Annotated in this window: 17 protein-coding genes; 8 read left to right on the top strand and 9 right to left on the bottom strand. The window is 43.3% G+C overall.

Translation table 11 applies throughout. The features are described from left to right. Positions 1 to 355: 355 nt before the first annotated feature. From ACTJKG_RS05520 to ACTJKG_RS05510, 3 genes are all read right to left on the bottom strand, one after another. Positions 356 to 748 (bottom strand): iron chaperone, encoded by a 393-nt coding sequence (locus ACTJKG_RS05520; protein ID WP_172333305.1) that lies wholly within the window; start codon positions 746 to 748, stop codon positions 356 to 358. Positions 749 to 774: 26 nt separating this feature from the next. Continuing rightward, complete coding sequence (locus ACTJKG_RS05515; protein ID WP_172333306.1) at positions 775 to 1251, bottom strand: VOC family protein; 477 nt, start codon at positions 1249 to 1251, stop codon at positions 775 to 777. Positions 1252 to 1466: 215 nt separating this feature from the next. Next, positions 1467 to 1688, bottom strand: a complete 222-nt coding sequence (locus tag ACTJKG_RS05510) for a hypothetical protein (protein ID WP_172333307.1) — start codon at positions 1686 to 1688, stop codon at positions 1467 to 1469. A 203-nt stretch (positions 1689 to 1891) separates the two neighbouring features. Between ACTJKG_RS05510 and ACTJKG_RS05505 the strand changes: the two genes are divergently transcribed. Then, on the top strand, positions 1892 to 2950 hold the full coding sequence (locus ACTJKG_RS05505) for a proline iminopeptidase-family hydrolase (protein WP_440738568.1): 1059 nt from the start codon (positions 1892 to 1894) through the stop codon (positions 2948 to 2950). 63 nt (positions 2951 to 3013) lie between these two features. Here ACTJKG_RS05505 and ACTJKG_RS05500 read toward each other — a convergent pair whose 3' ends face one another. Next, entirely contained in the window at positions 3014 to 3988 is a 975-nt protein-coding gene (locus ACTJKG_RS05500; RefSeq protein WP_440738567.1) for an alpha/beta fold hydrolase, read from the bottom strand. Between the two features lie 74 nt (positions 3989 to 4062). Here ACTJKG_RS05500 and ACTJKG_RS05495 point away from each other — a divergent pair, with 74 nt between their 5' ends. Both ACTJKG_RS05495 and ACTJKG_RS05490 read left to right on the top strand, forming a co-directional pair. Continuing rightward, positions 4063 to 4917, top strand: a complete 855-nt coding sequence (locus ACTJKG_RS05495) for a LysR family transcriptional regulator (protein WP_172333309.1) — start codon at positions 4063 to 4065, stop codon at positions 4915 to 4917. A 64-nt stretch (positions 4918 to 4981) separates the two neighbouring features. Then, on the top strand, positions 4982 to 7552 hold the full coding sequence (locus tag ACTJKG_RS05490) for a M1 family metallopeptidase (RefSeq protein ID WP_440738566.1): 2571 nt from the start codon (positions 4982 to 4984) through the stop codon (positions 7550 to 7552). Between the two features lie 328 nt (positions 7553 to 7880). On the opposite strand, the gene ACTJKG_RS05485 is transcribed toward ACTJKG_RS05490, so the two are convergent. Both ACTJKG_RS05485 and ACTJKG_RS05480 read right to left on the bottom strand, forming a co-directional pair. Beyond that, positions 7881 to 9440, bottom strand: coding sequence for an MFS transporter (locus tag ACTJKG_RS05485; RefSeq protein WP_172333311.1), 1560 nt, complete (start codon positions 9438 to 9440; stop codon positions 7881 to 7883). A 254-nt stretch (positions 9441 to 9694) separates the two neighbouring features. Further along, the gene (locus ACTJKG_RS05480) at positions 9695 to 12070 is read right to left on the bottom strand and encodes a glycoside hydrolase family 127 protein (RefSeq protein WP_440738565.1); all 2376 of its coding nucleotides are present in this window, start codon (positions 12068 to 12070) and stop codon (positions 9695 to 9697) included. Positions 12071 to 12623: 553 nt separating this feature from the next. On the opposite strand from ACTJKG_RS05480, the gene ACTJKG_RS05475 reads away from it, so the two are divergent. The 5 genes from ACTJKG_RS05475 (at position 12624) to ACTJKG_RS05455 (ending at position 18927) form a co-directional block, all read left to right on the top strand. Further along, on the top strand, positions 12624 to 13559 hold the full coding sequence (locus ACTJKG_RS05475) for a dihydrodipicolinate synthase family protein (protein WP_440738564.1): 936 nt from the start codon (positions 12624 to 12626) through the stop codon (positions 13557 to 13559). 11 nt (positions 13560 to 13570) lie between these two features. Continuing rightward, the gene (locus ACTJKG_RS05470; protein ID WP_172333314.1) at positions 13571 to 14572 is read left to right on the top strand and encodes a 4-hydroxyproline epimerase; all 1002 of its coding nucleotides are present in this window, start codon (positions 13571 to 13573) and stop codon (positions 14570 to 14572) included. 39 nt (positions 14573 to 14611) lie between these two features. Next, positions 14612 to 15853, top strand: a complete 1242-nt coding sequence (locus tag ACTJKG_RS05465; protein ID WP_172333315.1) for an NAD(P)/FAD-dependent oxidoreductase — start codon at positions 14612 to 14614, stop codon at positions 15851 to 15853. 293 nt (positions 15854 to 16146) lie between these two features. Next, entirely contained in the window at positions 16147 to 17049 is a 903-nt protein-coding gene (locus ACTJKG_RS05460) for an AraC family transcriptional regulator (protein ID WP_172333316.1), read from the top strand. A gap of 171 nt (positions 17050 to 17220) precedes the next feature. Further along, positions 17221 to 18927 (top strand): hypothetical protein, encoded by a 1707-nt coding sequence (locus ACTJKG_RS05455; RefSeq protein WP_440738563.1) that lies wholly within the window; start codon positions 17221 to 17223, stop codon positions 18925 to 18927. Positions 18928 to 18951: 24 nt separating this feature from the next. On the opposite strand, the gene ACTJKG_RS05450 is transcribed toward ACTJKG_RS05455, so the two are convergent. The 3 genes from ACTJKG_RS05450 to ACTJKG_RS05440 form a co-directional block, all read right to left on the bottom strand. Then, complete coding sequence (locus tag ACTJKG_RS05450; RefSeq protein WP_440738562.1) at positions 18952 to 20154, bottom strand: TCR/Tet family MFS transporter; 1203 nt, start codon at positions 20152 to 20154, stop codon at positions 18952 to 18954. Positions 20155 to 20217: 63 nt separating this feature from the next. Further along, positions 20218 to 21759: an FAD-dependent monooxygenase gene (locus tag ACTJKG_RS05445; protein WP_440738561.1), complete on the bottom strand. Its 1542-nt coding sequence runs from the start codon at positions 21757 to 21759 to the stop codon at positions 20218 to 20220. Between the two features lie 40 nt (positions 21760 to 21799). After that, positions 21800 to 22615, bottom strand: a complete 816-nt coding sequence (locus tag ACTJKG_RS05440) for a helix-turn-helix domain-containing protein (protein ID WP_172333319.1) — start codon at positions 22613 to 22615, stop codon at positions 21800 to 21802. Positions 22616 to 22643: the final 28 nt, after the last annotated feature.

The following is a 22643-nucleotide window of genomic DNA, read 5'->3' as shown; positions in this document are numbered from 1 at the left end:
TCCTTATCTTAGCCTTTGTGAGCCGGGACTAATCAACCGCGGCTAAACATCTGCAAAGCTCAACCAATCATGTGCTTTATTATGCTGTAATGCGGCTGTTAAAGTCGCGTCAAAATCAATGTTATGCTGATAGCTATAATGAAGGTCTGTATTTTTCTCTGTATCCTGATATTACCATTTCGAGGGCCCGCCAGGCGACGGGAAAACACGCCAGATCGACCCTCAAGTGTTAAAGTTTTTTCAAAATATAGTGTGAATGAACGGGGTGGCCTGGAAATGATCGAAACGGATGATCATACCGAAACTAACTAAAACAAATCTCTCAGGCACCGGTAGCGTACCTGAGAGATGAAGGTTATTTTTTACTTTTTTTGGATAGGGCCAGGATCTCGTTTTGCATCATTCGTTCTGATATGATCTTCCTGATGAGTTCAACAGGTAAGGCTTCGCCTGGTGCAAAATGCAGTGTAGAACCAGATACCCTGATATCTTTGAGCTCATCCTTCATAGATTTTACCAGGCTGGGGTTCATGGTGTAAAAGCTGCAGTACTTTTTATTTACTCCGATCCCCACCAGCATGTAATGATACTTGTAGCAAGGCAGCTGATAACTAATCATTTCAATGGCCTGCGGAACGGTGTCTTTGATGATGAGCCTTAACTTTTCCAGTATCGCTCTGAATGCTGCTGGTTGTTGGGCAATATATTCATCGGCATCTCGTGGTGCCGGAAGATCTGAACCTCTCATAGCAGATAAATATACCGAATTGATGATTAGCCTTGCGCGTAGGCTTCCTTTAATACATTAAGGTCAATTTTAACCATCTGCATCATAGCATTCATCACATTGTTGGCTTTTTTGGTGTTTTTATCTTTCAGCATGGCCTCAATTTCTATAGGGCTTACCTGCCATGATAAGCCAAACTTGTCTTTAAGCCAGCCGCACTGGTTTTCTTTTCCACCATCGGCTAATAAGGCATTCCAATAAAAATCAATTTCTTCCTGGGTTTTACAGATAACCGATAATGATATCGCCTCGGTAAACGGAAACCCAGGGCCTCCGTTCAATATCATAAATTCTTGTCCGTCCAGCTCGAAGCGGGCTACCAGTATATCGCCGGCTAATTGTGGATGTGTTTCACCATAGCGGGTAATATCTGAAACTTTTGAGTTTTTGAATATCGAGGTATAAAAATCGAGAGCCTCCTGAACTTTTCCGTTGAACCAAAGGCATGGGGTGATCTTTTGCATAATGTATTCTCCTTAATTTGTTTTAATATGATTTACTTCAATTTGTTTTGTTATACCAAAGTTACCTGAAGCAATCCTACTGAAAAGGGTGTGAATGTGACAATATGCGGGGGCAATTGCGTATTGATAGTATTTGCCTTAAAAAGTAAAAGGCGGTCTGTTAACAGACCGCCTTTTATATGTCGAAAAAGAATTTTCCTTAAGGATTATATCACTCAGGAGTTTTTTGATTTTTCTCCGGCGAATGGTAAAGTAGATATAAAGATAACCATACCTATACCGAAAGTTATAAAACCACCATAAACAACACCGGCAGAAGCCTGAACACCGCTAATAGAATCAGCAGGGTTAAACGCGTGGTTTGGCGTGAAAATAAAGAAACCGCCTATGATTAAGATACCTATTGTTGTGATTAAAAGCCCTAATATTCTTTTCATGTTTTTGATGTGAAACTGTAATACCGCAAATGTATAAACTTTAAAGCAATCAACAAACATCCCTTTATTTTAAATATCAACAGGTAAACTATTTTTACCACCGCTTTTGGTGATATGCTTAATGATTTAAAGTTGATAAATTAGGGCTATAAATTACAAACAGTGCAATTGGTTATATCCTGTTGTAATACCAAACACTTACTATGAACATAAAACATTTAAAAATCGCATTTTTTATCGCGCTTACCTGGTTGGCAGCGTGTAAAGACCCTGATGCAGCGCAGAAGACCGAATTGAGTTTGCACAGTTTTTTAAAAGACACTACAAAAGGTGTACAACAAGGCGGGGTGCAGGTAGTTTCCATCAATACGCCAAAAGGAAAATTTAATGTATGGACAAAGAAAATTGGTAATAATCCTAAGATTAAGTTACTGCTGCTGAACGGCGGACCGGGCGCTACCCATGAGTATTTTGAATGCATGGAAGGCTTTTTACCTGCCGAGGGCATTGAACTGATCTATTACGATCAACTGGGTACAGGAAATTCCGACAATCCTAAAGATACCGCCATGTGGAGCTTACCGCGTTATGTAGAAGAGGTGGAGCAGCTAAGGCAGGCGCTCAAATTAGATAAAGATAATTTTTACCTGCTGGGCCATTCATGGGGTGGTATCCTGGCTCTGGAATACGCGTTTAAATATCAGCAGAATTTAAAAGGGCTCATCATTTCCAACATGATGTCCAGTTGTCCGGACTATGGTAAATATGCCGATAATGTTTTGGCCAAGCAGTTTGATCCCAAGGTATTGGCCCGCATCAGGGCAATTGAAGCCAAAGGCGATTTTGAAAACCCGGAGTATATGCAATTGCTGATACCCAATTATTACGCCAAACATATCTGCCGTTTTCCGTTTGACCAATGGCCCGAACCTCTTTTGCGGGCTTTCAACAAGATCAACCAGTCCTTATATGTAACCATGCAAGGCCCAAGTGAATTTGGCATAGCGGGTAAATTAACACATTGGGATCGTAAAGCAGATCTGCCTAAAATTTCAGTCCCAACTTTGAGTATAGGTGGCAAATATGATACGATGGATCCCGCACACATGCAGTGGATGGCGACCCAGTTTCAAAATGGCAGTTACCTGTATTGTGCCAATGGCAGCCATATGAGTATGTATGATGACCAGCAAACCTATATGAACGGTTTAATAAAATTCATCCAAGGTGTGGATGAAGGCGAAAAGAAAGTGAAATTGTAAACCTTGATCAAAACAAAAAGCCTGGCACATCATACCGGGCTTTTTTTTGTAACAGACCTGAACTTATTTTGGCAGACCTTTCATGAATTCCAGAATATCGGCGCCAATTTCCTGGGCATGAGTTTCCAGGGCGAAATGACCGGTATCATAAAACTTCACTTTGGCGTTGGGATTATCCTTTTTATAGCCTTCAGCGCCGGCTGGCAAAAAGAAGGGATCATTTTTGCCCCATACGGCAAGTAGTTTTGGTTTTTTATCCCTGAAGTAGGCCTGGAATTTAGGGTACAGCAGCACATTGCTCTTGTAGTCAACCATCAGGTCAACTTGTATGTCTACGTGACCGGGCAGGTCAAGAATATACTTATCAAAGGTATAGGCCTCCGGTTCTATCAGCGATTTGTCGGTCACGCCTGTTTCATACTGGAATTTTACCATATCCAAGGATACAAAGCTTTTCAAAGCATCTCGGTTTTCCTGCGATGGGTTGTCCCATGCTTTCTGGATGGGGTTCCAGGCGGTGCTTAGACCTTCTTCATAAGCATTCCCATTTTGTGAGATGATACCGGTTATTTTTTCGGGGTTTGCCAATGCCAAACGTAAACCGGTAGGAGCGCCATAATCAAAAATATAAACCGCGAAACGTTTGATCTTCAAATTATCAATAAAACCCTGCATCGCTTTAGCCAGGTTATCAAAGGTGTAACTGTAAGTTTTAGGATCGGGAGCATCTGAAAAACCAAAACCAGGCAGATCGGGCGCTATCACATGATATTGTGCAGCCAGTATAGGTATCAGCTTACGAAACATGAATGATGAAGTAGGATACCCATGCAATAGCAGGATAACCGGTGCATCTTTTGGGCCTGCTTCACGATAAAAAATATTCAGCTCATTTACCTTAACATTGTTGTAATGGATGGTTGTCGTTTTCATTTGATTGTTTTTTGTTGTATGTATTTGCTGGGCATGCAGGGATAAAGTTCCGCCCGTGATAAGCAGTAGTATAAACTGCCATTTGATTAATGTGATTGATTTCATAGTTCAAATTTATATTGTATATTTGATTATTAAAAACGATTAATAATAATGCAAAACATCATAAAAAGTGATTTATGAATAGTAATGATCTTAAAATATTTGAAGCGGTGGCCACCCATGGTAATTTTACCAAAGCTGCCGAGGCCATGTTCACCGTACAATCAAACGTTACCGCGAGGATAAAAAGCCTGGAAGAGGAATTTGATGTGCAGTTATTTAAAAGAACATCGCGCACGGTAGAGTTAACATCGGCGGGTGAGATATTTATCCAATACTGTAAAAAACTGAACCATCTCACCGAAACCTTAAAACAGGAATTATCCAATGTTCATCAGCTTTCCGGTTCGCTTAAAATTGGGTGTATTGAAACCACTATGGCGCTTAAAGTGCCCGGACTGATACAGAAGTTTACTGATGAATACCCCGATGTTACCTTGAGTTTCAGGGCCGACAACTCCGGTAATCTCATCAATGATGTTTTGAACTATAAGCTCGATGCCGCTTTTGTAGCCGCTCCGGTTACCGCGCCGGAGTTGGGTGTACATCTGGTAAAAGAAGAAACGCTGGCCATCGCTACGGCCGCTAATTATCCGGATCTGCAGGATTACGTAAAAAAAGGACAAGTGAAAATTGTTGTTTTTGACGTGGGTTGTAGCTATCGCCCCAAGCTGGAAGACTGGCTAAAAGCCCAGGGGATATTTAATTACCAATGTACCGTGCTGAATACGCTGGAGGGCATAGTAAATTTTGTGGAAGCAGGGGTGGGGATAACTATTATGCCCGAAGATCTGTTCAGCCAGATGTATTATAACCGGAAGTTAAAAACATACCGCATCGAGGGCGAGCAGGGCGTATTAACTACGTTGATCGCTTACCGCAAAGACCTGCCGCAGTCAAATGCTATGAAAGTATTTATGGGTTTGTTTTGATCATGAATAACCGGGTTCATTTTTATAAATTTGATGACCTGGTACCAGGCTGTTGATTTACCCTATGATTTTTAAAAAAATACACAAATCCGGTATTACCTTATTCCTTATTGCTTTTAACGCGGTAATTACTTATGCGCAAACCAACAATCAGGTAGTTGAACCGGGCGTATCACGGGTGCTGGCTCAATACCGGCGTTCGGTGATCAGCGATATTCAATACACACTTAATCTGGATATTCCTGCCGATAAAAATAAAGGTATCGAAGCTAAAGAATCCATCAGCCTGGTTTTAAAACATACTGATCAGCCCTTGCAGCTCGATTTGAAACAGGGTGCGGATAAGGTGCATGCCATACAAGTGAATTACAAACAAATTCCTGTAAAATTGGAGCAGGAGCATTTATTGATAGCTCCCGGATATTTGCGTGTGGGTAAAAATACCATCTCGCTTCAATTTACTATGGGCGATCAATCCCTTAACCGTAATGACGATTATTTATATGCTTTATTTGTACCCGACAGGGCACGCACGGTTTTTGCTTGCTTTGATCAGCCCGATCTGAAAGCTAATTACCTGCTTACGCTCGCCGTACCGGCAGGATGGAAAGCCTTGACCAACGCGGCTATTGCCGATTCGGTAACCCGGAATCAAAGAACCACTTATCGCTTCAAAAGATCGGACAAACTGAGTACTTACCTATTTTCCTTTGCTGCAGGTAAATTCAACAGCATTAAACAGCTTATTGATGGCAGGCAGGCCGAGTTTTTATATCGCGAAACAGATACCACCAAGATTAAACTGAGCATCGCTCCAACGTTTACCGCCCATAAAGATGCTATTAGCTTTTTACAACAGTGGACAGGCATCCCGTTCCCTTTTCAAAAAGTGGGTTTTATAGCCATACCCGATTTTCAGTTCGGTGGTATGGAGCACCCTGGCGAAGTACAATACAAAGCTTCGGCGGTGTTTCTGGATGATGGGGCTACCAAAGATATGATTATAGCTCGGTCGAACCTGTTCTCGCACGAAACGGCACACATGTGGTTTGGTGACCTGGTAACTATGCGCTGGTTCAATGATGTATGGATGAAGGAGGTATTCGCTAATTTTATGGCCGATAAAATAACCGAAAAGCTCATGGGCAGCGAAACTTTTGATCTGAAATTTCTGCAGGATCATTACCCGGCGGCTTACAGCATCGATCGTACACAAGGCGCTAACCCTATACGGCAGGATCTGGATAACCTGAAAGATGCAGGCTCGCTGTATGGTAACATTATTTACCACAAAGCACCCATCATGATGCAGCAATTGGAATTATTGATGGGAAAGGAGCCATTCAGGCTGGGAATACAGGAATATCTGAAAAAATATGCTTATAGCAACGCCACCTGGAACGATCTGATAGCTATTCTGAGTAAACACACTACAACCGACCTGTATACCTGGAATAAAGTATGGGTAAATCAACCCGGCCGGCCTGTTTTTGACGATAAGGTCCTTTACAAGGATAACAAGATCAGCAATTTTACCATAACCCAACATCCTGAGTTTGGTGCTGCACGTATTTGGCCGCAATCGTTCAACGTGACCCTGGTTTACCCGGCCTACACCAAAAACATTGCTGTGAATATGAAAAGCGCGGGTATTGAACTAAAGGAAGCGGAAGGTCTTGATAAGCCCCAGTATGTGCTATTCAATTCAAACGGGATAGGATATGGCTTGTTTCCGGTAGATAAGGCTGGCACGGATAGTTTATTCCGGATCGGCAGCCCTCTGCAAAGGGCCTCGCTATATATATCTGCCTACGAAAATATGTTGGCAGGGCGATATTTTAAGCCACAGGAGCTACTAAGTATTTTTTCAAAAGGGTTAGCCCGGGAAAAAGAAGAAACAAATCTGAGGCTGCTAACCGGTTATATGGGTAATATTTACTGGGAGTTTATCACACCTGCTGTTCGTGATGCTATAGCCGCTGATCTGGAGAATAATTTATGGTATGCATTACAGCAACAAGAGAAGCCAAATAATAAAAAAGTACTGTTCCGCGCTTATCAGGATGTGTATTTAACCAGGGCTGCTATAAAGAATATCTACACTATATGGCAGCAGCAAAAACCACCGCTGGGCGTAAAGTTAAATGAAGATGATTATACCTCCCTGGCACTGAGTATCGCTTTAAAAAGTGATTCGGTGCCCGGCGTATTACAGATGCAGGAGACAAGAATTGCCAATGTAGATCGTAAAAAACGATTGGAATTTTTAATTCCGGCACTCTCCTCAGACGAGCAGGAAAGAGACCGTTTTTTTAATAGTTTACAGGATGTGAAGAACCGGCAAAAAGAAGCCTGGGTAACCACTGCTTTGATTTACCTGCATCATCCGCTTAGACAAAAAACTTCGGAAAAGTATCTGCTCAAAAGCCTGGAACTGGTAGAAGAGCTACAGAGAACGGGAGACATATTTTTCCCGCAATCATGGTTGCAGGCGATCTTTGGTTATTATCAGGACAAGGAAGCTGCCGAAGTTGTAGAAAAATTTTTAAGTACTCATCCCAACTATAATCCAAAGTTAAAAGCCAAAATATTACAGAATACAGATAACCTGTTCAGGGCGCAAAAGTTGTTATGATTGTTCCATATTATGAGATTGAACGTATTGGACGTGATTAGCATTGCCGCCCGAAACGATGGTGCAGGAGGCACCTACGGAGCCGGGAAATATCTCCTATCAGCTATAAACAGATGGCTCCTCTGGAGCCTGATAGTTTGTAGTTCCTGCGTTCATAAAAATTAATAAAATGAATGGTTGCCGAGAAAAAAACTCGTATTAACTATAACCGGTGTCCCATCGTGAAACCAGCGTAAATTATAGCTCCGGAGGAGCATCCTGTTTATAGAAAGAGTAATAAAGTGCAGTGGCTCCAGAGGAGCCTCCTGAATCTCAAAAATATTTATTCCTATGAGGCATCCAAGGTAGAGCCTTTTTTAATGGTATTGTTCCGAATAAACAGAAATGACATCAAAGCACCTAAAAAAGCAAGCAAAGCCGACAGCTGCATCACCTTGGTGTAAACAGTAATAAACCCAGATCGGTAAAGTTTTTTAATAACCTGTTGGTCATGCGTGTCAAAGCCTGCTGGCACTTTGGCATCGCCCAGGTTAACCGCCTGCGTCATCACTGCCTGTTTTTGTTTTTCATTTAATGGGATTTGCTGAATATCCTGTTGTAGCGCGCCGGTGAAAAGCAAAACCGCAAAGGCCCCCAATATGGCATTGGCAAAAACATTGGCAATGCGCGAAAGTGCGTTATTTACTCCCGATGCCGTTCCCGAATAATGATCACTTACCGAGCCCATAACCGCTGCTGTAAGAGGAGCCACCGTAAACGACATGCCCGTACCGAATATGATGATACCCGGGAAAAAGGTGGTCCCATAATCTGCCGGGCCTTTGGTTTGCCCAACAAATGATAAGATTAATAAGCCTATGCCTGTTGTCGCTGGCCCTGCTATCAATAACAATCTTGGCCCGTGCTTATCCGCAATGGCCCCGGAAAAACGGGCCATAATGATCATCAGTATAGTGAAAGGCAAAAAAGTAAGACCTGATTGTAGTTGACTATAACCCTGTGCCTGTACCAGGTTGAGCGAAAGAAATAACATAGCCGCGCTAAGGCCGGCATATAAAAAAAACGTAAGCAGGTTAACCCCGCTGAAAGTCATGTTTTTGAATAGTGTTAAGGGCATCATCGGGTGAGTGCTTTTACTTTCGATAAAGATAAAAGTGGCTAGCAGCACTGTCCCCGCTATTAAGGTAGTGTAAACCTGCCAGTGTCCAAATCCCATAGCTGGCGCACGTAAAAAGCCGAAGGTAAGCGCGGCTAAGCCAAGTGCTATGGAAATCGCTCCGGGGAAATCGAGAGTGTGGTCGGTGTCTTCATCACGGCTTTCGTTTACTTTAAACCAAAGGATCAGCAAGGCTACAACGCCTATCGGTACATTAATGAAAAAGATATAGCGCCATAAACCGGCATCGCCAAAAGCGCCGCCTAAAATAGGGCCCCCTAAAGTAACTACCGTAGTAAAAGCCGACCAGGTGCCGATGGCCTTGCCCCGTTCTTTTTCGTTTATGGAGGAGGATATTAGAGATAAGCTGCCCGGTATCATCAATGCGCCACCAATACCTTGCAGCATCCGGAATGCTATGAGCAAATTAACATCGGGGGCAAAGCCGCAGGTTGTTGAGCCCACGATGAAAATAAAGATGCCTGCCATAAATATCTTTTTTCGGCCCAATTTATCGCCCAGAGCGCCACCGATCATGATTAATGCGGCCAGCATCAATAAATAAGCGTTCAGTATCCAAAAAAGGTCCGTACCGCTGGCATTAAGGCTTTGTTGCAACGATGGTAGTACCACATTAAGGGCAGTGCCATCAATAAAAGCCATGGCCGAGGCCATGATAGACGAAACCATGATCCATTTACCGGCCGAACTGCCTAATGCCACTGTTGCCATAAAATAGGTTAATGTATATGTAAATGTAACAAATGGCAATTACAAAAGGATGGGATAATTGGTGGCAATCATTGGTGTGATGATCACTTAACAGTAATAACCCATTAAGTAGTAGCTATCCTAAAAAGTATGTTATGCTGAGCGCCGTCGAAGCATTGTGGTGGGGGGCCCTGAGCTCCACCCTTCGACGGCGCTCAGGGTGACAGTCCCCTTTTTAGTAGTATTTTTCGTTATGCCTTTTCATCGTTTATTACTCACTTCACCACCCATTCATGTATCCCCGATGAATTATCTGCCGGTAACTGAATTTCCATTCTTAAAGCCGTAGTATTTACTGGTTCAAAGCTTACGGTATTAAAACTGTCTTTACTGATATTGTACGGAATAGTGTTTTTTACCGGCACCCATTGACCGTCTTTCAGGTACAGTATTTTGTACGATGCCGGGATACGGCAGCCGCCCCAGGGGCCATCATCAAACCAGTATACCTTTGATTCGCTGACGGTATGTGCGGTATCAAAATTATATTGTACGTATTCGCTGGTGTTTTTAGCCGGCCACCAATGCAGGTAAGGGTAGTTGGTATCCTTAGAGTCAGCAGGTTCATATTGATCTTTTATAGATGCAAACATCCTGGTATTTTTTAACGACGATGTTACCTTGCTGGTACTTGCTATGGTAGGTGCAGGTTTTGGCCTTGCAGCCGAAGCTTCGTACGGGATCCATACGGTCATTTCGCTTGGTCCGCGGTTTGCCCAGGCATAATAGGGAATGGCTTTTACCTGTTGGTTGGCCTCGATTAATCGATTGCTGTTTAACTGGCGTTTTGTGCTTTTACCCACGGTATTTATCACATCAACGCCGTTGAGCAGATCGGCATAATAATTTGCCTCGGCAATGGCGTTTTTATCAACCATAATGTTTTGAACCAGGCTGTCTTTATTATCGGGGCCTTCAAGGCAATACACAACTGGTCCGCGTTCAAAAGCAAAACGATTGATATCATCCTTTACCAATGGGTTGGCCAATACTTTTTCGGTTTTCATGGGTAACAGCAAGGAAACCTGGTCGCCCTTTTTCCAGGTACGTTTTAATACCGCGTATCCTTTTTCGGTAACAAATGATTGCGGTTTACCGTTGATGGATAACATCACGGGTAACACTTTTTTATCCATAAAAGTATATAGATCACCCGGCACTGGTTGCTGTTTGGCCCACCCTGGTATACGTATCCTTAAGGTAAATTCGGTGTTTTTTTCCGGATTAACCGTGATATCAACTTTGCCTTTCCAGGGGTAATCAGTTGTTTGAACGATGTTCACATTGCCTGATGCCAGTTTGATGTTACTGGTATTGCCCATAAACAGATTTACGTACAGGTCATTTTTGTTTTTGGCATAAACATACCCCGGCAACGATGGCAAAAAACGGGTCATGTTGCTGATGCAGCAGGCGCAGCTGATCCAGGCACTGCGTTCGTTTTGCGACATAGATGCCAGTGGATTAGGGTAAAAGAAACGATCGCCACTGAGCGAAACACCCGAGAGCAAACCATTGTAAAGTGTTCTTTCCAGTACATCAATATATTTGGAATCGCCGTGCAGCAAAAACATCCGGTTGTTCCAGTACACATTACCAATAGCCGCGCAGGTTTCGGCATAAGCCGACATGTTTGGCAACTGGTACGCGTCGCCAAAAGCCTCGCCGTTACCGGTTGCACCTATACCGCCTGTGATGTATAGTTTTTTGTTGACCACATCGCCCCATATATCATCAATAGCGGCTAAATATTTGGTGTCGCCCGTTAAGGCTGCAATATCTGCCATACCGGTATACATATAAGCTGCCCTTACCGCATGCCCTTCGGCCTCATGTTGGTCGACTACTTTTTTGTTGGCCTGGTTGTAAGCGTCGCCCTTGGGGCCGCGCACATCCAGGAAAAATTTGGCCAGATCAAGGTATTGCCTGTTGCCGGTGACCCGGTACATTTTTGATAGCCCAATTTCTACTATCTGGTGGCCGGGATATTCTTCCAGCTTGCCCGGTCCAAAAACCGTAACCAGCAGATCGGCATTTTTTATAGCGATATTAAGCAATGTACGTTTACCGGTAGCCTGGTAATGGGCAACGGCAGCTTCGTACAAGTGGCCGCAATCATACAATTCGTGGCTTAGTACTTCCTCTTGTTCCCAGCGTTTGGCGCCTATCCATTCATGCGGTTTTTGGGCATGTACACTACGGAAGGTATACAGGTAACCATCGGGTTCCTGTGCGGCAACGATAATGCTGATCAGTGTATCGATATATTTATCAAGTTGAGGGTTAGCTTTGTTTTGCATGGAGTAGGAGGCTCCTTCGATAGCCTTATATACATCGGTATCATCAAACGGGAATTCGCTTAGTTTATCGCCATCAAGTTTTTTGGCGGCCCTTAAAAAATTATCCATGCGGCCGTTTGCCTTGCATTGCGCCAAAACGTAGGGGATGGTCACATTGGCGTTAACCTCCATTTTGGGCTGCCAGAAATGATCATTCACGTGAACACTGGTGAAGACCACAGGCTGTATAGGATAATCTTTTTGCTGTGAAAAGGCCATATTTGAAAATGCTATTATGAATAGCGGTAGCATGCAGACTGTTTTTCTTTTCTTGATCATACGTTTGGTTTTCCGGATATGTAAAGTAAAACTACAGGTATGTACAGAAATGTGATGGATGATAATTTGCAGGGTGATAACCGGATTTTACCCCATTTTGCTGTCAGTATATGGCTCAAATTTATTTAGTATATTTGTGTAGGTAACAGCCCGCTTGTATGTAAAAAATACGAGCGGGCTGTTTTGGTTAAACGCAGAAAGGAACAAAGATAGTCTGTTTTTTATTTAGTTATTTGATAGTCAATTATTTAATACTTTTTAAGCCTTAAAAAAGCTTATCAAAATGGGGTTTAAATTTGTTAAAAAGTGTTAAAATGAGGCTATTTTGAATATTTTATAGCCGCTTTTACCTCCGTTTTGACTAAAAAAGTGTTAAAATTCAAGGTTTAAAAAGTTTTTTGCACCATGAATTATCACGATTTGAGTGCCGAAAACAGTTTGCCTGGATAAAATATGGTTAGTACCAGTTAAATTATTGAGTTATTCATATGGGCTGCGAAACTAAGTTTGTAAAAAACATTTAGCAATGATAGCATTTGAATGGAAAGGCGTATTACCCGCCGTAACTACCAAGTTTACCAATTATGATGAATTGGACTTTGAAGCTTTTAATATCAACTTAAATGCCCAACTGGAAGCGGGTGTTGATGGTTTTATACTGGGCGGGTCTTTAGGTGAAGCAAGCGTACTGAGCGATCAGGAAAAATACGATCTGCTTGCTCATACCGCAGCCTTTGTGGAGGGAAAAGTGCCTGTTATACTCAATATTGCGGAGCAAACAACCAAGGCTGCCGTTATCTGCGCGCAAAAAGCATTTGACAATGGAGCTGATGGCTTAATGTTATTACCGCCCATGCGTTATGGCAGCGATGAGCGCGAAACCATCGCTTATATCAGTACTATTGCCAAAAGCACGCCGCTACCCATCATGATCTACAATAACCCGGTTGATTATAAGGTAGAGATCACCCTGGATATGTTTGAACAACTTGCAGCCTATGATAATATACAGGCGGTAAAGGAATCAACCCGCAATGTATCTAACGTAACACGCATGATCAATCGCTTTGGCGACAGGTTTAAAATATTAACCGGTGTTGATCCCCTGGCTATGGAAAGCCTGGTGATGGGTGCAGACGGCTGGGTTGCTGGCCTGGTTGATGCTTTCCCTAAAGAAACTGTAGCCATATACCGCCTGGTTAAGGCTAAACGATACGATGAGGCACTGGCTATATACCGTTGGTTTTTACCGGTATTGGAGCTGGATATCCATCCCAAATTGGTACAATACATTAAACTGGCAGAAGTGGCAACCGGTATTGGTACCGAAAATGTACGTGCTCCGCGTTTGCCATTAGTTGGTGCTGAGCGTGAAAAAGTTCAAAAGATCATTAACGATGCGCTTGCTGTTCGTCCGTTGTTACCTGTAGGAAGTTGGGGTAAATTAAACGTGGTTGTATAACAATAAAACACATGGCCAGTAAAACTTTTTTTTGCATAGATGCGCATACCTGCGGTAACCCTGTAAGGTTGGTGGCCGGTGGCGGCCCAACATTAAAGGGCGATAACATGAGTCAAAAGCGCCAGCACTTTTTGAAGGAGTATGATTGGATCAGGACGGGACTAATGTTTGAGCCCCGGGGCCATGATATGATGTCGGGTAGTATCCTGTATCCGCCTCATGACCCGGCAAATGATGTGGCTGTTTTGTTTATCGAAACCAGTGGTTGTTTACCCATGTGTGGTCATGGAACCATCGGAACTATTACCATTGCTGTGGAAGAGGGACTGATACAACCTAAAGTGCCGGGTATCATCCGCATGGAAGCCCCCGCAGGCCTGGTATTGATCGAATATAAACAGGAAGGTAAAAAAGTTACTTCGGTAAAGCTTAAAAACGTAGCGGCTTATCTGGCAGCAACAGATCTGCAGGTGGAATGCCCGGACCTGGGCATGCTCACCATTGATGTATCCTACGGTGGAAATTACTATGCCATAGTTGATCCACAGCCCAATTTTGGAGGGATTGAGCATTATACCGCCGGGCAACTGATTGCCTGGAGCCAGGTATTACGCAAACGTATCAACGAAAAATATGAGTTCGTGCATCCACAGGACCCTACCATCAATACCTGTACACATATCCTCTGGGCCGGGGCTACATTATCCGCCGATGCCACAGCCCGGAACGCGGTATTTTATGGCGATAAGGCTATAGATAGGTCGCCTTGCGGCACAGGTACTTCAGCCCGTATGGCGCAATGGCATGCCAAGGGAAAGCTGCAGGTTGGTGAGCCTTTTATCCATGAAAGTATTATTGGTAGTAAATTTACAGGCAGGGTAGAAGAAGTGGTAAAGATCAATGATATAGATGCCATTATTCCAAGTGTGGAAGGCTGGGCAAAGGTGTATGGCTACAATACCATTAAAATAGACGATGACGATCCTTACGCTCATGGTTTCCAGGTGATATAACTTGCTTTATTTTTAAAATCAAAATCTCAAAAATACATTATGACTAAAGTGCTGATTATTGGTGGTGGGATTGTTGGTCTGAGTTCAGCTTATTATTTACATAAAGCCGGGCACCAGGTTACCGTGGTTGATAAAGGAAATATGACCGACAATTGCTCTTATGGGAATGCCGGCATGATCGTACCAAGTCATTTTATACCCCTGGCCACACCAGGTATGGTAAGTCAGGGTATCCGCTGGATGTTTAGCAGTAAAAGCCCGTTCTATGTAAAACCTTCGCTCAATCCGGAATTGATATCCTGGGGCCTTAAATTCCTGAAAAAGGCTAATGCTGAGCATGTGGAAAGATCGGCTATTCCTTTAACAGAACTTTCTTTATTGAGCAAACAACTTTACCAGGAGCTGAGCAAAGAGCCTGATTTTGAATTTGATTTGATTGAAAAGGGTATCTTGATGTTTTATAAAACCGAAAAGGCTGCCGAAGAAGAAGCTCATATGACTGAAAAGGGCAGGCAACTAGGCCTGGATATGAAAGTGCTCACACCAGCCGACTGCATAAAGCTGCAACCCAAATTGAATCTGGATGTATTGGGTGCAGTGCATTACGGTTGTGATGCGCACCTTTCGCCCAATAAGCTCATGACTGTTTTATTAAAATATCTACGGGCTGTAGGTGTTAATTTGATCGCTAACAAGGAAGTTACAAAAATTGAAACTTCAAACGGCAAAGTAAGCCGTGCATGGGCATCTGGAGAAGAATTTACAGCTGATGAATATGTGATAGCAGGTGGCTCATGGTCGCCAGCCATAGGCAAATTATTAGGATTGAAAATCCTGCTGATGCCGGGTAAGGGCTATTCCTTTAATGTTTCGGATAATGCCGATGTAATGCAGATCCCAGCCTTATTGGCCGAAGCCCGTGTTGCTATTACCCCCATGAACGGAGGTTTACGCTACGGCGGAACAATGGAGCTTGACCGGATCAATAGCCGGATAAATATGAACAGAGTAAAGGGCATAGTAGAGTCGGTACCTCAATATTTTCCTGATCTTAAACCTGTTGTTCCACAGCAAAAAGATATCTGGTATGGCTTCCGGCCAGCATCGGCAGATGGGTTGCCTTATATAGGCAGGAGTAATAAATACGCTAATCTGACCATAGCTACCGGGCACGGCATGATGGGTTTAAGTTTGGGGGCGGCAACCGGTTTACTGGTAACTGAAGTTATTTCGGGTAAACCAACAACCATCAATATTAATGGCTTTGATCCTAACCGGTAGGATAAATTCAAATTCTCATGATAGTTATCCTCTTATTAGTAGAATTATATTAATAATTTATTTATAATTGTTTTATTTACAATTATAAATATTCATATTTATATATAGTTATTCTATATTTTAAAATTGTTTAGTTAACAATAAAAGCAAACTATCCGTCAATTTTTAGGGTATTTTTATCCTGATGTTACAATAAATTATCCACTAATAGCCGGATATTATCTTTTTATGTTTGATTAATGGTTTTTTGAGTTAAATAAATGTAATTTCAGAATGAATTAATTCACAGCAAGATGAAAGTTTTACAATTTACCATCCCGTTGCCTCATGACAAAAGTGTAATAGTGGAAAAGGTTCATCTACCTCATCATTATCCTTATCTGCACCGGCATAAAGAGATCCAGATCACCTGGATACGGCAAGGGGAGGGTACTTTGATAGCCGGAAATAATATGCATGATTATTCGGCCGGTGATATATTCTTTTTAGGAGCCAATTTGCCGCATGTATTTAAAAGCAATCCCGAATATTTTGCGCAAAACACCAATAAACAGGTAGAAGCATTAACCATCTTTTTTGACCCGGAGGAAGCGCTGGCTTCTTTGTTTAATTTACCGGAGATGACCCCGGGCAGGATATTTATGCAACAGCATCAACAAGGGTTTAAGATTCCTGGTGAGAATACAGATGAGATATTGCGAATAATGACCACTTTGAAAAATGCATCGGGCCCTGATCAGCTTGTGCAGTTTTTATATCTTCTTAAGGGGCTTACTAATCTAAAAGATAAATTAGATCCATTATCCACCTATGGTAATCTCCCCGGTATCACCGAAAATGAAGGTATACGCATCGGTAAAATCTATAATTTTATCATGCAGCATTATAGCGATCCTATTACCCTGGAGGATGTAGCTAAAGTAGCCTATATGACACCAGAGTCGTTTTGCCGTTATTTTAAAAAACACACTGGGCATACCTTTGTTTCATTTCTGAATGAGATCAGGATCAACGAGGCCTGCAAAAAACTGATCGCTCACAAATTTGAAAGCATTAACTCAATTGCCTATAAATGCGGTTTTAACAGCATAACCAATTTTAACCGTGTGTTTAAGTATATTATTGGTAATTCTCCGCGTGGTTACCTTGATGCTTATAACAATAACCTGGTAAGTCTTAACAGGGCTGCCAGTTAAACCACGATAGAAAAACTTTTCCTTAAAAGACAGACAAGGATAGTGGATTATCTGGCTATGATTACATTAGCCTGAACCATTATAACGCTATGTGATGAAATTTACCGGTATTTCTGTTCAGAAGATCGTAATAGAACAACTTCCCTCACAATGCCACTTTATAATCTGTTAATGAAAAATATAATCAGTAAAATTTTTGGTGCTTCTTTTATAATAGGATTGCTGTGTATCGGTACGTTAAGCTCGTTTCGGAATCAAAATAAGCAGAAAGCAACATCCCCGGTAGATGAGCCAACACCCCGCATCGTTAATATTGTCAATTTCATTCGTTTACTGGAACCCCGTGATGCCGCGATTACCGAGGATGTATTGTACCAGACTGTGGTGAAGCAGGTAGAGATCATGAAGAAGTATAAACTCGGGGGGACTTTTTTATTACAATATGACGCGCTGATTGACCCACGGTATCAAAAACTGCTGAAAGCTTTACCCCGCGATTCTTTTGAGATAGGAGCCTGGTGGGAAATACCCCAGCCACAGGTAGAAAAAGCGGGATTAAAATGGCGCGGAAGATATCCATGGGACTGGCGCGCCAATATTGGTTTTTCCACCGGCTATACACCAGAGGAACGGGAAAAGCTGATTGATGTGTACATGGCCGAATTTAAACGGATCTTTGGTTATTATCCTAAGTCTGTGGGTTCCTGGTTCATTGATAGTTACAGCCTGAATTATATGTATCAAAAATACCATATTGTGGCGTCCAGCAATTGCAAAGATCAATACGGTACGGATGGCTATACCCTTTGGGGTGGTTATTGGAACCAGGCTTATTATCCGAGCAAGATCAACTCCTATATGCCTGCTCAAAACGAAAAGAACCAGATCCCCGTGCCGATCTTCCGGATGCTGGGATCTGATCCCATACGTCAGTATGATACTGGTCTGGGGACAACCCGCCAGGGCGTGGTAACATTAGAGCCCGTTTACAAATTTGGCGGCGGCGACTCTGCCTGGGTAAATTGGTTTTTAAAATCATTTACAGAGGATAAGTGTCTTGGATTTAATTATACACAAGCGGGGCAGGAAAATTCGTTTACCTGGGATGCTATGGCTAAAGGTTTTGAAATACAGATGCCTTTATTGGCGCGATTACGAGATGAGCACAAGATCAGGGTGGAAACTATGGAAACTTCGGGCCGCTGGTTTAAAGAGAAATATAAAGTTACACCAGCCACTTCATTCGCGGTGAGTAAAGATATGGAGGGAAGTGATCTGAAAACCGTATGGTTCAATAGTCGTTTTTACCGGATCAATATGTTGTGGGAAAATGGTACGCTCCGTATTCGTGATCTTCATCTTTTTGATGAAAGTTTTCCCTCTGTTTATACCAAACAAGTAGCAACCTCTAATGAATGCTCATTTTTTACCTTACCGGTTATTGATGGCTATATTTGGAGTAAACCTGATCAAATAGCTGGCCTAAGATTGAAAGTATTGATTGATGGGCAGGAAGTATTGGTAAAAGGGAAAGATCCGGTATATAGTCAAACTCAGGCCGGTCACTTACATGTAACCTGGCCCTTAACCTCTGTTAAGGGATCTTTTGAGATGGATATGGACGAAAAGCGATTGAAAATGAAGCTGGTTAGTGACCATGCTTATACGTGGTATTTTGATATGACTACCGCTGCTAACGCGAAATTGCCCTTTGAAGCAATCCTTGATAATCAGATCGCATGTAGTTTTGAAGGTATGGACTATGTTTTTAAACCAATCAGGGGCAGCTTTTCAAAACCTGGCAATGGAGTTTTGTTCCGGCTAAAGCCCAAAATGAATACTGTCCTTTTTGATCTTTCCACTATAAAAAAGCCTTGATTTTGAACTATAAATAGTATTGCATTAACCCAGGTCATTGATGAGGCCTGGTTCTTCTTTCTTCAGGCGTAGGTTCATAACTATGGGTACGATGATCATATAAACAGCAATGTTGGATAGCCAAACAGCACCTGGCCATTGCTTTTGAACCAGAAAATAGATGGAAGAGAAAACCAGTGGACCTATAATAGCAGATAGGCTGATAACAGAGGTAAGCACTCCCTGAAACTGCCCTTGCTTACCTTTTTCTACTTGTTTTGTAGCCAGTGATTGCAGGGCTGGGGTGCCTATACCACCAAGGGCGAAGACCGGCATTATCGCAAAAATCATCCAGCTTTGTTTTGCCAAAGCCATGACCAGCAGTGCAAGACATGCACAAGCAAGACCCACAAATATGGTTGGACGATCGCCCATAAGTTTAACCGCGGGCCCGGTGAGGAAAGCCTGCACAAGCGCCTGGCAAACGCCAAATGCACCCAATGATAAACCAATCCATAACCCATTCCATTTAAAGGTGTCGGCGCCCCATAGCGCCCAGCAGGTGCCATATACCTCACCAGAAAAACTGAAGATGAAAAATACTAAGATCAATGGCGCTAACACTTTCATGGAGAAAGCCCATTTCATTGGCTGTAGTGGGTTTAATGCGCTTAGATCGATCTTCTCTTGCTGAGCTTTGCGCGATTCGGCCAGTACAAATAATGCCAGCAGCATATTACAGGCATTAAGGCCCGCAGCAACGATGAAGGGGAGCCGCAGCCAGTAATCGCCCAGTAAACCACCGAGAACGGGGCCTATAATAAAGCCAACGCCAAACATGGCATTAAAAACACCGAACCGGCCAGCTCGTTTATCTTCTGGTGATATATCGGTGATATAAGCTGTTGCAACGGCCATATTGGCGCTGGTAAGTCCGGCGATGGCACGTCCGATCAGTAATAACCAAAGTGTTGATGCAGATGCCATCAGTACATAGCTGATAGCTGCTCCGCCTAGCGATATTAGTAATACAGGGCGCCGCCCCAGTCTGTCGCTGAGCGCGCCCAGCACTGGTGCAAATACAAATTGCATTACTGCGTAAAGTGCGGTTGTTATGCCGATATAAGGAGCTACATTACTGGTGTGTGTCACTTCCCGGAGCAAGCCAGGTAATATAGGAAATATAAGACCGATGCCAACGGCATCAAGTGCTATGGCAGTGAAAATAACAAAAAAAGGATTCTTCATGATAGCATAATAGTTCGTTGACGATGATGCCAACGAACTTATTAAAATGTGCAATGGGGTAGATTAGGTAAGTTTATAGTGTGGAGCAGCAAACCAGGTTTCGGCAGCCCGTTGAATTTCTGCAAGGTCAGGATCCTGATCAGAAGTCCAGGCGATAAACCCATCCGGACGTATTAGTAAGGTGCTTAGGCCTAGTTGTTCTTTTGCCCGGCCCGAAACATACCTGATCTGGTTACCGTATTCACCCGCGAGTGTTTTAAGTGAAGCATTCGAATCAAAGTCAAGCAATATTCCCTGACCCTGGTGCATGAATTCGCCAATTGTAACGCCGTTTTCCAACTCAAAGTTAGGAACGCTACGGCCAAGCAGCGGATGATTGTCGCCTAGATTATAATGCGTGTTAATGCCCCATACGCGGCTTGCAAAGTAGGTTGCGCCATCGCGGGTATTAATCAGGTCGCGAAAAATTGTGTTAAGTGCATTGGCTGTGGTACCCGGTTTCATGATTGCGATCTGGGCGCGTGACCAATCCAGCACCTGTGCCCCAAGAGGATAGCGTTCGGTATAATAACTATCCAGTAAGCTTTCCGGCGCTTGCCCGTGAATGGTGGCAGCAAGCTTCCAGCCAAGGTTCATGGCATCGCCCAGGCCAAGGTTAAGTCCCTGGCCGCCCAAGGGTGAGTGAATATGAGCGGCATCGCCTGCTAAAAATACCCGTCCGTTGCGGTAGGTTGTGGCTTGCCGTGCCCGGTCGGTCCAGGTGGTTGCGGTACGCAGGGCACTGATAGTTACATCGGTATTGGAGATGCGGCGCAGCACTTTCTGTACATGTTCAAGCGTAAGAGGTTTCTTTGAGTGATGGAATGCACCGCCATCAAAATCCTGTAATAGTACGTAACCCGGTTGCGATTGCATATACATGCCTTTATCTGTCACGTTTCGGCCCGGTTTGAGCTTTTCGGGATCCGTAATATCAAGCAGTGTAGAGTAACCGGTAAATTCCGGTTCGGTACCGGCAAATTCAAAGCCGCCGGTTTTACGAACCACGCTACGGCTACCATCGCAACCAACCAGGTATTTACCTTGAAAAGATTGCTCATCTGATTGAACGGTAACTCCATGCGGGGTTTGATGAAAGCCGGTAATGGCCAGCCCGCGTTTGATCTCTACGCCCAGGGATTCCGCGCGACGGATCAACACGGTTTCAAGCTCCTGCATTTCGGTGATCAAATTGGTATCGGTGGAACTTGGCAGGCGATACTTCCATTGTGAAGTGTCAATGTTGGCATCAAGAAATTGAATGCCGGCAAAGTGACCTCCGGGGCGTTGTGCGCCTTGTTTGGTATTTTGATGTGGGTTTTTAACGCGCTTATGTAGCTCAAGATCTTTTAGTAAATCACGGCGGTATAACGCTTCAACAGAAAGCGCGTTAAGTCCCCGGATACCGAAAGGAAGCTGTTTTAGAGGTGAATGAGGATTCTCGGCCTTTTCCAGTATAAGAACTGAGCATTTGGCCAGGGCAAGTTCACAACCCAGGAACAGACCCACGGGGCCGGCGCCTGCAATAATTACATCGTATATTGATTGATTTTGTGTAGTTTTCATATTGAATTATTTATACACAAAACTCCCGAATGTTCCTGTATCAGGATTGTATAAACGCGACAAAATCATTGCTTATAGCCGGTCTTTCTTTTCTGGCTTTTCGCGCGAAGGCAGCTGGTGTTGTTCCACTGTAACGTTTAAATTCCCTGCTTAGGTGTGGTTGATCCGTATAGCCCAGTTCATGAGCTAAGCCGGTAATGTTGACGTTTGGATTAGTCCATAATTGGTTTCGTACCTGCTCAAAACGTATCAGGGCAGATACATCTTTAACCGTTTGTCCCGATGATTGCTTGAAGTTTCTCTCGAGGGTACGAACAGTTGCATGAGCAGCCTCCGCTACCTGACTTACCGGCATAGTGCCGTTTGCCTCTCTCATGGCAACTCCTGCTTTAAATAGCATGCTGCTGGTAGCTACGTTCGACCGTGCATTCATAAAGTATTGTTTTACCTCGGCTATCGCTTCGTTTATCTTACCTGTTTGAATATACTTGTTTAATGCAGGCTGAAGCTGGGCTATGGGATGCTCAAATGTACGCACCCCACCTTCACCAGAAGGCAGTCCAAGCAAATCGAAAACCGTCCAAGGAAAGCACCTGATGGCGATAATCTCTAAACGTTTTTTTGAGTAAAAGTGGGCAGGCTGATTGAGTAGCCCCATCATAAACGGTGATGGTAATGGCTGCAAATCGCCATTGTATGAAATGAAGATATCTCCGAAATAAAAAATAATCTCCACATAGCCATCAGGCTGCACTTCAAAACTTGATGGTAATTCTCCTGATTCTCTTATGTTGTACCAAAAGCATTTTATGGTATCCCGTAGCTCTTCAGGAGGTTCAAATTCTTGGTGCTGCATTTTAGGAGGTGGCATATTTAGGATATAT

The sequence above is a fragment of the Mucilaginibacter sp. 22184 genome (genome assembly GCF_052045695.1).
In the GTDB taxonomy this organism is placed as follows: domain Bacteria; phylum Bacteroidota; class Bacteroidia; order Sphingobacteriales; family Sphingobacteriaceae; genus Mucilaginibacter.
This window is presented reverse-complemented; position numbering and strand designations above follow the sequence as displayed.

Coding starts and splice junctions, on each gene's coding strand:
- ACTJKG_RS05520 (WP_172333305.1), bottom strand. CDS start 748: ATGAGAGGTTCAGATCTTCCGGCACCACGAGATGCCGATGAATATATT.
- ACTJKG_RS05515 (WP_172333306.1), bottom strand. CDS start 1,251: ATGCAAAAGATCACCCCATGCCTTTGGTTCAACGGAAAAGTTCAGGAG.
- ACTJKG_RS05510 (WP_172333307.1), bottom strand. CDS start 1,688: ATGAAAAGAATATTAGGGCTTTTAATCACAACAATAGGTATCTTAATC.
- ACTJKG_RS05505 (WP_440738568.1), top strand. CDS start 1,892: ATGAACATAAAACATTTAAAAATCGCATTTTTTATCGCGCTTACCTGG.
- ACTJKG_RS05500 (WP_440738567.1), bottom strand. CDS start 3,988: ATGAAATCAATCACATTAATCAAATGGCAGTTTATACTACTGCTTATC.
- ACTJKG_RS05495 (WP_172333309.1), top strand. CDS start 4,063: ATGAATAGTAATGATCTTAAAATATTTGAAGCGGTGGCCACCCATGGT.
- ACTJKG_RS05490 (WP_440738566.1), top strand. CDS start 4,982: ATGATTTTTAAAAAAATACACAAATCCGGTATTACCTTATTCCTTATT.
- ACTJKG_RS05485 (WP_172333311.1), bottom strand. CDS start 9,440: ATGGCAACAGTGGCATTAGGCAGTTCGGCCGGTAAATGGATCATGGTT.
- ACTJKG_RS05480 (WP_440738565.1), bottom strand. CDS start 12,070: ATGCTACCGCTATTCATAATAGCATTTTCAAATATGGCCTTTTCACAG.
- ACTJKG_RS05475 (WP_440738564.1), top strand. CDS start 12,624: ATGATAGCATTTGAATGGAAAGGCGTATTACCCGCCGTAACTACCAAG.
- ACTJKG_RS05470 (WP_172333314.1), top strand. CDS start 13,571: ATGGCCAGTAAAACTTTTTTTTGCATAGATGCGCATACCTGCGGTAAC.
- ACTJKG_RS05465 (WP_172333315.1), top strand. CDS start 14,612: ATGACTAAAGTGCTGATTATTGGTGGTGGGATTGTTGGTCTGAGTTCA.
- ACTJKG_RS05460 (WP_172333316.1), top strand. CDS start 16,147: ATGAAAGTTTTACAATTTACCATCCCGTTGCCTCATGACAAAAGTGTA.
- ACTJKG_RS05455 (WP_440738563.1), top strand. CDS start 17,221: ATGAAAAATATAATCAGTAAAATTTTTGGTGCTTCTTTTATAATAGGA.
- ACTJKG_RS05450 (WP_440738562.1), bottom strand. CDS start 20,154: ATGAAGAATCCTTTTTTTGTTATTTTCACTGCCATAGCACTTGATGCC.
- ACTJKG_RS05445 (WP_440738561.1), bottom strand. CDS start 21,759: ATGAAAACTACACAAAATCAATCAATATACGATGTAATTATTGCAGGC.
- ACTJKG_RS05440 (WP_172333319.1), bottom strand. CDS start 22,615: ATGCAGCACCAAGAATTTGAACCTCCTGAAGAGCTACGGGATACCATA.